This window comes from Tichowtungia aerotolerans, assembly GCF_009905215.1.
Lineage (GTDB): Bacteria > Verrucomicrobiota > Kiritimatiellia > Kiritimatiellales > Tichowtungiaceae > Tichowtungia > Tichowtungia aerotolerans.
In genome coordinates this window covers 2,458,966-2,472,637 of sequence record NZ_CP047593.1, presented here as the reverse complement: position 1 = coordinate 2,472,637, position 13,672 = coordinate 2,458,966, and the positions used below count along the sequence as shown (strand labels likewise).

The 13,672-nt window shown below is 53.1% G+C and carries 6 protein-coding genes; 1 reads left to right on the top strand and 5 read right to left on the bottom strand.

Annotated features, from left to right (window positions below):
* Positions 1-7: 7 nt before the first annotated feature.
* Genes GT409_RS10135 through GT409_RS10125 form a run of 3 tightly spaced genes read right to left on the bottom strand, consistent with a single transcriptional unit; the run spans position 8 to position 4,622 of the window.
* Entirely contained in the window at positions 8-1,462 is a 1,455-nt protein-coding gene (locus tag GT409_RS10135) for a sulfatase (protein ID WP_160628974.1), read from the bottom strand.
* On the bottom strand, positions 1,459-3,600 hold the full coding sequence (locus GT409_RS10130) for a glycosyl hydrolase (RefSeq protein WP_160628973.1): 2,142 nt from the start codon (positions 3,598-3,600) through the stop codon (positions 1,459-1,461). Before GT409_RS10130 ends, GT409_RS10135 begins: the two co-directional genes overlap by 4 nt.
* A 20-nt stretch (positions 3,601-3,620) precedes the next feature.
* Complete coding sequence (locus GT409_RS10125; protein ID WP_160628972.1) at positions 3,621-4,622, bottom strand: nucleoside hydrolase; 1,002 nt, start codon at positions 4,620-4,622, stop codon at positions 3,621-3,623.
* A gap of 440 nt (positions 4,623-5,062) precedes the next feature.
* Between GT409_RS10125 and GT409_RS10120 the strand changes: the two genes are divergently transcribed.
* Positions 5,063-8,848 carry a hypothetical protein gene (locus GT409_RS10120; RefSeq protein ID WP_160628971.1) on the top strand — a complete coding sequence of 1,262 codons (3,786 nt, stop codon included), beginning with the start codon at positions 5,063-5,065 and terminating at the stop codon, positions 8,846-8,848.
* Positions 8,849-8,935: 87 nt separating this feature from the next.
* Here the strand turns inward: GT409_RS10120 and GT409_RS10115 are convergent, their stop codons facing one another.
* Positions 8,936-11,689, bottom strand: coding sequence for a family 78 glycoside hydrolase catalytic domain (locus GT409_RS10115; protein ID WP_160628970.1), 2,754 nt, complete (start codon positions 11,687-11,689; stop codon positions 8,936-8,938).
* A gap of 90 nt (positions 11,690-11,779) precedes the next feature.
* Positions 11,780-13,129: an autotransporter outer membrane beta-barrel domain-containing protein gene (locus GT409_RS10110; RefSeq protein ID WP_160628969.1), complete on the bottom strand. Its 1,350-nt coding sequence runs from the start codon at positions 13,127-13,129 to the stop codon at positions 11,780-11,782.
* Between the last annotated feature and the right edge of the window lie 543 nt (positions 13,130-13,672).

Genomic DNA, 13,672 nt, shown 5'->3' with positions numbered 1-13,672 from the left:
CTCCTGATTATTTGCGATCCGGATGCCGGCCCCACTCATCTCGCTTCTCTGCATTGAAGTCGGGGTTCGGGACCGGCAGTTGCGCGCCAACATCATTCTGCCAATTCTTCAACAGTGCATAGAGCGCGGTTGCTTTCTGCGGATAAAGTTCTTTGACGTCCGTCGATTCGTTGATGTCAGCTCGAAGATTGTACAGCTCCAGAGATCCGTCCTCCTGGTTTTCGACCAACTTCCAGTCACCCTTGCGTACCGCGCCGGCGGGAACACCATGATGATAGACAGGATAGTGCCAGAACAGCGGTCTCTCCGCATCAAGCGACTTACCTCTCAGTGCAGGAAGTATCGATACACCATCCAGCACCTGGTTTGCCGGAGCGGCGGTTCCGGCCAGTTCCAACAGCGTTGGATAAAAATCCACACTGCTGACCGGCACTTCGCAAACAGCGCCTCGCGCGATCTTCTGCGGCCAGCGAACAATCAGCGGCTCGCGGATTCCGCCCTCGTAAACCGTTCCCTTTTCGCTGCGCAGCGGCAGGTTTGAGGTTGCAATGTATTTCAGCGGGCTGTGAGCATAAACATCCAGACTGCGGTCGGCAATCAGCGGAACATTGTCAAACCGGGAAATCAGCCCGCCGTTATCCGAGAAAAAGAAAACAACGGTGTTATCCGCCAGCCCGAACCGGTCCAGTGCCTGAAGAACCCGGCCGACACTGCGATCGACATGCTCGACCATGGCGGCATACACCGCGTTACCGGGATAGCCGTCCGGCTTTTCTTTTTTGAGATATTTTTCGATCAGGTCGCGGTCGCCATCCAGCTGCACATGCACATCATAATGCGCCAGAAACAAGAAAAACGGTTGCTCCTGATTTTTCTCAATAAAATCCACGCTCAGATCCGTGAGCACCTCACTCAGCCGCCCTTTGAGAGCCGGCCTCAGTTCAGGAATAAATTCCGGCGCGTAATAATCGTAGTTGCAAAACACATATGATTCATCCGCCCCCTGGGCCGAAGGAAGCTGATCTTCCGCATATCCCAAGTGCCACTTGCCGAAGTAGCCGGTCCGATAGCCGGCCTTCTGCATCGACTCCTGCATGGTGATAATTTCGCCCGGTAGATGCTGCGTCCGGTTTTTCGGAACAGTCACCTTCTCGTACGGCCGCCAGTGCCCCGGAATAAAATCAATAACGCCAATGCGGGCTGGATACTGGCCGGACAGAATACTGGCGCGGGTCGGCGAACAGACCGGACAGGCGGCATAGGCATCCGTAAAGCGCATCCCTTCTTCCGCCAGCCAGCTCAGGTTGGGCGCTTCGTTAAATCGGTTGCCATAACAGGGCAGATCCGCCCAGCCCATATCGTCGGCCAGAATAAAAACAATATTGGGCGGTTTCTCTGCGGCCGAGGCAATCAGGGCCGACAACACCGCAGCCAAACAGACTAATTTATGTTTGGTAATCATAGCGTGTCCTGTTTGGGAGACAATGTGATGATTCGAGCAGTCATTGCGTCCATATTGATGCCCAAAGAGTCCCCGGCGGTGTCCGTAAAGGCTCCGGATTCCGGATTCCATTCACGAAGTTTTCCAGACATAGGAAACTTCAGTGATCCGGAAACCGCGTCGCGAGACGGATTCGCCAAAATTACGATGGTTTCTTTTCCATCCTGCTTCACCTGCATTCGCACGGCATCACTGCCATTCCATGACACAGCGGAATCCGGCGTCAGCGACACCGAAGAAAAGGATGATTCAAATGATATGTTTTTCTGTTTTTTCATGCGGGCTTCCACCTCCGAAGCCGTTCCGACAAAAATAATCCGTCCTCCGGCATCCGCAAACTCGTCAATTTTTTCGAGAATTCCCGGAGCGGCAAAATGCATTTCCGGAACAATCAGGGTCGAAAACTCCATCGATTCGACGGCGAGGCCGCCGTCACGAACATCCGCCGTTCTCAGCAAGGATTCGCTGATGCACTCAAACTGTTGTTGCGAAGCGAGCAGCTCCTGGCAGACCCGGCGAAAGCCGTCGTCGATTTTTGCAGCCTCAGGATTATCCTTGAAATAACGAGCGAACCCGCCGCCGCCTGGCGGAGCGTATGCCGCCCAGACCGACGACTCGGGTGCCAGCACAGCAATCTTCGATACCGATTTCCCGCGCCGGGCAAACAGTGCCAACCGCCCGGCGAAGTCGGAATAAGCTGCGTACTCCTCAGGGGAAAAATGATTCTGAATGGTGTAGGTGAAGTGATGAGTGACCCCTTCACTGAACTGCCATGCCGTACTGCCCAGCACGTCGCGTAGCGTCGCTTTTTCCGCAGTCGCAAAACTCTCGCAGAAAACCCCGGGCTTACCCATCAGGTGCGCCACGGACGATACCATCTTGCAGCTGATATCTTCCTTGAAGTGCATTTCTGTCGGCTCCCAGTGAAATGCCATGCTGCGGTACGGCATCGCACCCAGCAGGTCAATCCCCGGCAAATCCTGCCGTTCCCAGTTCTTGAACGCGCTGCCGCTGAACATGACGTGAAACAGCAGTGATTCTTCCAGCAGCATATGACCGCTGGACCGCGTACCATGCGCATGGCACCAGTCTTGAATCTGCCCAAAATAGTTCTCGGCCATCAGGTCGGTCTGCACCTCATAAAAATCGTAGCGGTATTTTGCGGTGTCCTCCCCGATATCCATAAAGAGCGCCGGAAGAATCGAAACCAGCGGATAGCCGTTTTTCTTTTCAAAAGCCGGGATCAGTTCGTCGGTCCACTGGATCATCTGATCGGCTTCTTTGCGGCCGGTGCGCCCCCAGGCTTCGGCGCTGCCGAACTGCGGTTCGTCAGTAAAGAACGCATCGACCTCACCCAACAGCGGCCCGAGCTCCTGCGCATATTTTTCGTGCGTCGTTCTGATGAAACAGTCCACCGCGTTCCGGTCGAGCACGTTGAGCAGGCGGCGGCTCATGTTGTGCCCTTTCCAAGTGTCAGAAAAGCTGATCTCAAACAGGCAGACCGTCCATTTTCCAGGCTCACTGAATGTAAACCCGCCCGGGCGCACCTCGTCGGTGATATCCTTCGCTGCGGCAAAATCCAGACCCTTGCTTTTTTCAGGCAGTGCCACACAGGAAAAAACCGAAGCGCCTTCTTTAAGGGTAATCTCTTCGTCTTCCTTGAAGCGCCGGCACGAAATGACCCGCGCGGCATGCTCCGGGTGGGCTTCCATCACCAGCCCGCCGGCCGATCCGCTGGGATAGGCATATTCGTCATAAATCCAGGCCTGCCGTCCGTCGGCTTTCAGCTGACGGATCAGTTTTTCCATTTTTTGGAAATTTTCCGGGACCTGCAGATAAGTCAGGTTGATGAAAGTCTCGCCGTTGGCAACATCCTTGCCGGTCGGGGTTTTATTGCCGCCTGCGTCCAGAACATAGCCGCCGCCGCGCCGTGCACGCAGCCACGGCATGGCATTGGCCTTCCGAATCGGCCCTGAATGCTGAATAATCAGCGGCCGAAATTCTGGAGGAGGATTTTCAAACCGAGCCTCGGTCACAGAATCAGCACTACAGCACAATGCTGCGCCCAAAAGAAACAGAGCAATAGATCGTCCAAGCATAGCTTTCTCCAAAAAAATCATTATACCGATTTCACGGTAAAATCACGACTCCTGTTTTCAGCCCCCCCAGACAAGCTGTCAAAAACAGCCGTGCAGCCGCTGGTAAAAATATCGATCATTTCAGGAATCCGATCCGGCTTCAGGATCAAATGTCGATGCCTGCCGCTTATATCCGGAATAAATTCCGGATGACCGCAGTCCCGGAAAGTCACCCGTCCCGGCTCAGAAAGATCAAACCAGTCCTGATCTGGAAATACTGCGTACAACAGGGACGTCAAATCCCACAGAGGTCGGTCATGTTCCAGGCAGACATACCGGGCATAGGCTTCTTTCAGCGGATGAAATTCGCACCAGTCCATACCGCTTTTGACCGCTTCACGAGGAAACCGGATCTGTATGCCGACCTCAAATCCGCTGAATATCAGCGGAACCGGGCAGAGCAGAGTCACCTGCTGAGCAGCAGGAATATCCTGGCTGACATTAAACTCCTTATTGTCCGGATCAGGATTCCGCAAAATCACCGGATCAAAATTACCAGCCATCAGCGAAACGAGCCGTAACTTTCGCGCCGCCAGCTCCACCCCGCTGAGCGGAGAAATTTCATCAGGCCCGGATTTCAACAGCCCGGCCAGCGCTGTTAAAAAACCGATAGAAACATACACCCCGGTTCCGTCAGGAATTGCGGCCAATCGGCGACGAAGCACCGTCACCGCATCCGGCCATTCCTTTTTAGCGGGGTCATATGGAAGCGCTCCATCTGCTGCATCGAGAACCGGGCGCAAAAAGAGTCCTTCTTCCGGAGTGGGTCCATCTGCACACCAGCCAATTTCAATATCATCACGCCCGCAAAAGCGGTTCAGCAGATCTACAAAGGCCGGAGCCGGACGACAGCCTTTGTTGACGATCATCGCACAAATTTCGGCAGTACCATCCTGAACAAATGAGTGTAACAACACCTGCGCCAGAGCATCATCAACATCATTTCCCATATCCGTATCAAAAATTATATTTGGCTTCTTCACAAAACCGAATCCTTTTCTAAAAAGCGGGCTGCATCAGACCTACAGCTTATCGACTCTATTTAATATTAAATGTCCTCAATCAGACCATGGACAGAACAGGTCAATCCATTGACTTTTTTTGGATCAATCAACAGGCAGGCACTGAACCTTCACGTTCAGAAAACACCTGAGTTTATGCCTAACACTCTAAACAAGCATTTAAATATCAATAATGAACGAAACGGCTAAAAAAATATAAATCCCGGCGATTCAGCTAAAACATCCTCTCTCAAATCCGAGAATCCATTTTTGATTCGAACTCCTTTCAACGCTGTTTCCAGAAACAGCAGGTTTTCTGCAAATTCAGTGCCGGTTTTGTCCATGGTCACAATATATGAAACCTAATATTATTGTTTTCTACAATAATCTTGTACTCGTCTAAAAAGGAGACCTGATTCAAAATGAACTTCAACGATTCTTTTCCAGGAAAGACGGTCTTTCTTCTTCTATGGATGGCTGCCGGGAACACTTTCTCGGATCCGCTGGATACGGTTTACTGGAAAACGTTTTACATCAACACCATCGGCGTAGGAACCGGAGTCGCCTCGGAAGGATATCGCCAATCCATGCTGACCAACACGGGCGGAATGATGCCGTACAACATCAAGGCGGGATTCGGCGCCCAGGCCCCGAAAATCGGTCGGGCCGCCGGCGGCTACTACGACTATCTACCGTCCGTTTCCGCATACCGGGACAGTCTGAACGCCGGACGCCGGACGGACATGACCATCGGCACACACCTCAATGCGCTGCCGTGGAGCGACTCGGCCGATCAGTCCGTCGATATCCTGCACAACTACCTCGAAAAATATGATAACGGTTCGCTGCTGCAAAAAGACCGCAACGGACTGATTCGCAACTCCTCACTCGATCAGGACCCAACGATTGATGAAACCGGCGATTCTTTTGCTTTTCTGGAAATGCAGCTCACACTTTCCCCCTATGCGCCACTGGTTCATGATTACATACTGCGCAATACCCGGCTGGCCGCCCGCTACTTCGCATGGCTGCGCGAAGACGCGCCGGATATTGTCACCTTTTGTACGCTGACTTCTGAAACCGGCCAGAATATAAGAAACGGCAACTTCAGCGACTACAGCGAATGGTCCAAGCAGGAATTCCACGACTGGCTGAGCGGGTCGGGGATTTATGACGGGAAGGCTCAATACAGCAGCATTTCCGAGCTGAACTCGACATTCGGGCTGTCGTACAGCAGTTGGGATGATGTGGAACCGCCAACCACGGTTTCGTGGAACTCAACCTCCACCGGTCTCTGGTGGCAGAAATGGCACGAATTCCGCGTCGCACAGGTGCAGCATTTTGAACAGTCACAAATGACCGCCACCCGCGAAGCGGGCTGGAATCCCGACCGCCTGTTCGGCCATCAGCAGCCGGGCGGCGAAAACGATACCTCGGACATTCTGTACACGATGAAAGCGACGCCTCTGAGCACCACGTTTGTAAACGACGGCGGGAACGGAGTGACGACATACGGAGACAATGCGGTCGATACAGATATTTTCAATGCCCTCTACGCCGACGATAAAAGCTGGGGACTGGTCGAGTACAACCCGAACCTCACAACGGTTGCCGAAAACATGACTGCTCTGGATTCCGTATTCAATGCCCACGCCCACATCATCTGTCCGTTCCACTGGACACTGACGGACAACGTCATTCTGGGTTCCGAGCTGGAAACCGCCCTCCAGCAGTTTCTTGCCGCCGGCAGCAATTCGGCGTATTCCGGACTGGCCGAATATGAAACCACCGCCGAATCCCGGAGCGCCCTCTGGACCATGAGTTATTCTTCGGACATCGAAACATCGGCGGGATGGAGTTCCCTGAACGTCAGCACCGGCGTCTGCTACGCAACATTTGGACAGCCATCTGCATCGATGGATCTGGAACTGGACGAAAACCGGCACACCCTGATCTCTGACGGCTACCACGCACTGAGCGCCCGCATATTCTTCAGCAATGCGCCGTCCGGAGATCTCGTCTTTCAGTGGACAGACACCGACAACGCAGTCGCGTCCGTTTCAGTTCCCGTCGAACAGGGATGGAACCTCTGCCGGGTCAACCTTTCCGAACTGTCCGACTGGAGAGAAAAAGAAATCAAAAATCTGAAGCTGACGTTCGCCGGCGGAGCCGGCAACAGCATGGAGCTGGACTGGGTGCAGCTGCAGGCCTGTCCGTGCTGGCACTTCAATGAAGCCGGCGAAGTTACATCCGTGCGCAACTACTTAACCTGGAGCATATCCGACGGAAGCTTCACCGGAACCGGCAGCACCGGCGATCATTACTTTTATCTGGCGGTCGATGACGACCGGCGTTTCATCGACACAGAACGTTATGACCGCGTCCGCATCCGCATGACCTCATCAACAAGCGGAACCGGCCAGTTTTACTGGTGGACTGAAGATCTCGGATACAGTGCAGTGAATTTTTCGGTCAGCGCCGGCACGCACACCTATGAACTGAACCTGTCGGCCACGCCCCGCTGGACGGGAATCGCCTCCAAACTTCGCTTGGATCCGGTCAATCAGGCCGGAGCCACCTGTTCGATTGACTACATCGCGCTCTCATCCCTGATGCTCCCGCCGCGCACTCCGGTGTATAACCCCATCATCAACTCCCCGAACCCGGTCTTCACATGGACACCGGGAACGGAACCGGACAATTCATCGTTCCTCTACGAATTCCAGCTCGCAACCGATTTCGGATTTACCAACAAACTGATTAACCTCTCCGGACTGACCAATGCATATCATGTGTACATTGGAGACTCCATCGACGGATTCTACTGGTGGCGCGTCCGGGCCCGCCGGTCAGGAACCGGATTTGTTTCGCCGTGGATGGTCCCTATGCCACTGTTTGTGAACACTTGGGACGGAAACTCAACCAACGACTTCGTCAATCGGCACAGCATTTCAAACATCACGGTTTCCAACGGAATCTGGACCGCCCAAACCGGCAGCGATCCCTATTTTGACCTCAACAGCGGGTGGGTCGACTCCGGCGACGCAGTCAATGCCGACATCTACAAAACCCTTCAGGTCCGCCTCAAAATCAGCGCAAGCGGAACCAGCAGCGACGCTCAGTTTTTCTATTTCCCTCTGGACGGCGGAACCTATGCCACCACCTTTTCTGTGCCGCCGGATGACGAATGGCACGAGTGCACCCTCGATCTCTCCTCGCTGAGCAACTGGACCGGCATGATGAAACGGGTTCGCCTGGATCCCACCATTTATTCTGGCGCAACCGTCTCCATCGACTGGGTGCGTTTCATGCCGGAATCAGACGGCGACTTAGATGACGACGGAATCGCTGACAGCACCGAAGGCTCCGGCGACCCCGACAACGACGGACTCGAAAACTACCGCGACCCCGACTCCGACGGCGACTTCATGAGCGACGCCGATGAAAACGCAGCCGGCCGCAATCCTTACGACGCATCAGACATTGCATTCCACTTCAACACCGACGATGATTTCGAAGGGTGGACCAACTGGGCCAACATCACCAATGCCGCCGTATCCGACGGAATACTTTCCGCTCAATCGACCTCAACCGATCCCTACCTCTACACCACAAACTGCGCATTCAGCAGCGATCAGATTGAAACCATCTATTATAAACTGCGAGGAGAAACCAACGCTCTGGCTGTTTTCTACTGGAAACACGACGAAGACTCTGCCTGGAAAGTGCAGGTCGTCAACTATACCAATTCGCCGGACTGGCAGGTCTGCGCATTCCATGTCAGCAACAGCTCCAACTGGACCGGAACCATCACCTGCCTGCGCGTCGACCCGGCCACCAGCGCCGCAAACCAGACCTTCGCGTATGACTGGATTCTGGCTTCCGACGGCGATCTCGACAACGACGGCGTCCCGGACGCATTTGACGGCCTCGACAGCACAAACTCGACAGGCCTCGAAAACTTCCGCAACGCCGATAAAACCTCATCGCCGATGCTCATTCACGACCTCGGCATTTCGAGCGTAGTTCAAATGCAGATGACCGGATACAGCGGATACACCTACATTCTCAAACGAAGCGATAGCCTTACCTCGCCCGAATGGATCACTGTCCAGGCCATCGGCCCGTTGACCGCCAACCAGATGATGACTTTCGAGGACAACACCGCCACGGAAACCAATGCCTTCTACAGAATATTCTCCGAATAACCGACTACGTCGGAACACGTGCCAGGTTGATAAAAAGAATATTTGCAGTTCACGTTTTAGTGTGTTTGCCCCTTTCGTGCATACAGCCTATATACCCAGTCGAAACTGATATTTACCAGAGGGCACCGTTTCGGCGGATTTGCCAGAGCCTTCAGGGAATTGGATTTCAGCGCAGCTGTTCGGCGGAACAACAATATTCCAGATAACCGTGTCGCCGTTGCGTTTCCAGCGGCTTTGGATCGTACCGTACGGACTTTCATAGTCCGCTTCAGCCCAATCTACCCACGACGCGAAGTACGGCTTGAACAGGATCTTTTTAAACCCGGGGAATTCCGCCATCGGACGGATGCCGCAAAGGTACTGATAGAACCACGTGTCGTAACCCGAAAATGCCGGATGGTTCAGAGACCCAATTGGATCCGAGCCGGGATGACAGCGCCCCTGGTATTCCCAAAGCGTTGTGCCACCGCGGTTGATCATCTGCTCAAATCGCCCGCCCTCCGCCGAACAAAGTTTTTCGACCAAGTCACCGTTTCCCGTATCGGTCAGCATCGGGAACAGCGGGCCAAGCCCGAACTGCCCGACTGTAATCTGTCCCCGATCCTCCATACGGACTTCCTGCCCGATCCGCAGAAGAAACTGCTCTTTTGATTTTTCGGGGACCATACCCAGATAAAGCGCCCAGACATTGGCTGACTGCGAACCGTAAGTCGCATGTTCAGAATCGAAGTATACAGCATTAGCCCGGTCAGCCAGCTCCTCCGTCAATTTTTTATAATGATTGCGTTCGGCAGAATGACCAAGCGCATCGGCGCTTCGAGCAAGGTTCTGAAATCCGTAAATCAGCATCTGCGTGCCGGTCAGCATGGCCGGTGTTTCAGCTGGAAACAGCAGCGCACCGTTACGCTTCGTTTCGACCAATGGGATGTCGCCCCAGTCGCCGAAGAAAAAGCGGTCCTTGCGCCCCAGCTCCAGTTTGCCAGAATTGTATCTTTCCTGAACAATCGGAAAGACCGCGTCGGCAAAATCCTTCATGTATTTATAGTGCCGCTCCAGCTCCGACCCGTCGCCGTAATAAAGATACTGCCGCCAGGGAATCACCATCGTGGCATTCATCCAGTCATACATCGTTGGCGGACCATGCCTGCGCTTGCCGCCGGCAATCTCCATGAGCAGCCCGTCCACCGGATGGACCGAATAGGAATCGCGGATGTCTTCAATGAATTTCCGGTTAAACGAATCCATGCGGAAATTCATGAACCATGCGCCGAAGGCCGAATAGGCATCGCCCAGCCAGCCGCAGCGCTCGCGCGTCGGGCAGTCTTCCAGAACGCCGTGAATGTTGGACTCCAGCGTCCACACCGCCATTTCATGCATCGTGTTGAACAGATCATACGAACAGCGGAAATGCCCTGCAGGCTCAACCGCCGTGCGGAGTTGTACTCCGTCAATCAAATCAAGATCCGGCTCTTCGGGAAGCCCGCTGATTTCCACATACCGGAATCCGGAATAGCAAAACTGCGGCGTCCACTCTTCCGGACCGCCGCCTTTGCAAACATACTGCTGCGTCTGATGAACTTTCGTGGCAGACACACCGATCGTGGCCGGACATCCATCATCAGCCCTGATATATTCGCCCAGCCGCATTGTAATCACAGTTCCTCGCGGAAACTCCACCGGCTTGAGACGTACTACTCCGGCAAAATTCTGGCCCATGTCAAAAGTCCACACGCCTTTGCGAGGCGAATGCTTCGCGACCGGCTTGATGACTTTATGAAACCGCATCGGCGGCGCAACCTGCGCCACCAGCTTCGGCGTGCCGGGTTTTGAGGAAACCGCCGCGGGCCATGCGGATGCATCAAATCCCGGATGATTCCAGCCCGGCAGTTCAAACCGCGCGTCATAATATTCACCGGCATACATGTTGGAGCGAATCACCGGTCCGTAATGAACTTTCCAGTCGATATCGGTTCCAATGACAAAACGGGTTCCATCCGTTTTCTCAACCTCCAGCTGCGCCAGCAGACGGGGCTCACCATGGGAGAACCCGCCGTTCCAAACCACGTACTGACCAAACCACCCATCGACCACCTCGATCCCGATGCAGTTCGCGCCGGACTTCAACAGATCGGTCACATCAAAATTCACATAGCGGGCCTGCCGATCATAATCGGTATGGATCGGGTCCAGAATGTGGTCGCCGACCTTTTCGCCATTAACAGTCAGATTAAATGCACCAAGGCCACAGACACGCATCACTGCATGATCCGTTTTCTGATCCAGAACGACCTCTTTACGAAACAGCAATGACGGCTTGCGCTGACGGAACCGTGCGTCGGCACCTGCATCCCATGCCGTTGCTTTCAGGAAAACATCCAGTTCCGGGAGCCGGACTTCTGCCAGTTCCGGAGCAGCAATCCACTTCGCCGACCAATCGGATTTATCCAGTAAGGCCATTTCCCAAGTCGCCCGCTCGCTCCATTCGGAAACTACACCGTTCTGATCCCAGATCCTGACTTTCCACCAGACCCGCTGACACGAATTCAGCTTCGCGCCGCCGTAAGGGACCAGATGCGACTGCGAACTGACCACTTTGCCGCTGTCCCACAAATCGCCGGCATCTGCCGCCAACAGTTTCGGGGAAGCGGCCACCAGAATCTGATATGCCGTCTGGGCCGCGCCCTGCCGACGATCCTCCATTTTCCAACTCAATTCAGGAACCGGATTATCAATAAACGGCGAACTGCGGTTCTCGCTCTCCAAGCGTATTGGAATATTGGTGCCGGCAACAAGCTCCCCGGCAAAACACAACAGCAGACCGAAAAAACAGATCCGATACATAACGCACTTCTCTTTCTTTTCTCAAATTCAAGGCCCCTTCAAAAAAGGGGCCTTGAATAATCACACCAAGATTCTGATATCAGCCGACAGCTACTGCTCAACATAAATCCGGTAGAAACCGTTTGGCCCGGAAAACTCATTGGTCACACAAAGCGTTCCTTCGCCGGTCATTTCCCCTTCAACGTTGGTCCAGTTGCCCGACACCAGATCATCGCAAAACTGAACATTATAGGTTAAGTTGCTTACGCCTTCCCAGCAGAGCACAGCATTGGTGGAAGCAAACGACATGGCCAGTTGCGGCTGATTTCCGTTATCGATAACCGTAACGGTACCGGCAGAAAACAACTGACTGTAATCCAGTGTCTGAAACGGTCCCAAACCGATCGCATCAAAATTCACGGCGCCGTGGGCAACGTCTCCCCAATTGGTCAGCACGGTGAAGGATGCCCCGTTTGTTACATTATCAGTAAAAGCAAACTGGATATCCGCCTCATTCTGGAAAGCAATCCGGTTATCCCCGTTACCCGCCAGAATATCACAGACCCCAGCATCCGGATTGATCTCAAACTGCGTCCACGAGGAAGCTGTCATCGTAATATCATCTTCAAATGTGAAAGTTGCAGTCCCGCCGCCGGCACGGATCTGCCCGGTCTGCCAAATATCGCCAACCACAGTTCCGCTCCCCTGAAGAATAGCGGAATTGGTATAAATTCCACTGTTCATTCCGGACACATCCAGCGTTGTTCCGCTGTTCACCAGAATCTGCGAATTGCCGAGTTTGGCAGACCCGGTCAGCGCAAGCACTGATCCATCCTGCAAAATAACAATCCCTGTCCCCAATGGTCCCGAGGCCGAAGAAGGCGAGACCCCGGAAACCGTTGCGCTGATATTACTGAACGTCGTACTTCCGGAATATACATTTTGTGATGTATCGATCTGAACCATATTCAAATTATTCCCGCCCCACTTGACGGAACCTGCATGTGACTGCTGATTGAGCGTACTGACCGCATGACGAAACGTTCCGCTGCCATAATGATTAACCGTCAATAACCCAGGAGCATCTGTACTCAAAATTGACATCTGATACATCATCGTAATATTACGGGTTACATCTGAATTCACCGTAATGAAATCCCCAATCGCAAACCGCTGCGCAGTACCATTATTACCACCTCTGAGCTGAAAAGCATCGGTCACACCGTTTAATTCATTGTTCAATGTCACCGAATTTACAGTCAGATTCATGGTTGCCTGCGCAACAGACCTAGCGGTTATCCAGTCTGCAACCACCACGTCATCATCCGCCTCCGGAATAACACCAAGCGACCAGTTGCCCGCATTATTCATTCCATAATTCACCGCACCGGTGAAATAGTTCATATCACCAAACACAGCGCCACCAGCAATTAAGAAGCAGTATAAGACAACTCTATTCATTCGATCCTCCTTTTTATCAACAGATAACCTATCGATTGTTCTGAATAGAAAATATAACAGACAAGCTTTTACCACCATGGATACAACGGTTGTCTTCATGGACTTTTTCAGATAAAGCGTTTGTCTACCAAGCAGATACACTGAAAACCATTATCAAAAATGCGTTCAATCATCCATATGCAGTCGTTCACCAGCAAACAAGGCAATTGAATAGGTAAGATTTTCGGCTCTTCCCTATAATTCTGAAGCCGAAAACATAAAATGATGAAGTCTCACAGCTTTTTCTTAAATCCAAAAACTGTGCACTCTATAACGACAAACTGCCTGTCAGCTGAATATCGCATGAGGATTTACCAACCTGGATTTCATATTCGCCGGATTCGAGCACCCAACTTTTTCACTCTTGCTGATTTGCGCGTCATCCGCAGTGCCAAGTCCTAACCGGCGCAGCGTCTGTTCATCAGTTTCGCACAGGCAGACAGACGCAGAAAACACGCAACCGCCGCCAGAAGAAGCACTCCCGACAATCCACGGTTCCGGTGC

Coding starts and splice junctions, on each gene's coding strand:
- GT409_RS10135 (WP_160628974.1), bottom strand. CDS start 1,462: ATGATTACCAAACATAAATTAGTCTGTTTGGCTGCGGTGTTGTCGGCC.
- GT409_RS10110 (WP_160628969.1), bottom strand. CDS start 13,129: ATGAATAGAGTTGTCTTATACTGCTTCTTAATTGCTGGTGGCGCTGTG.
- GT409_RS10130 (WP_160628973.1), bottom strand. CDS start 3,600: ATGCTTGGACGATCTATTGCTCTGTTTCTTTTGGGCGCAGCATTGTGC.
- GT409_RS10120 (WP_160628971.1), top strand. CDS start 5,063: ATGAACTTCAACGATTCTTTTCCAGGAAAGACGGTCTTTCTTCTTCTA.
- GT409_RS10115 (WP_160628970.1), bottom strand. CDS start 11,689: ATGTATCGGATCTGTTTTTTCGGTCTGCTGTTGTGTTTTGCCGGGGAG.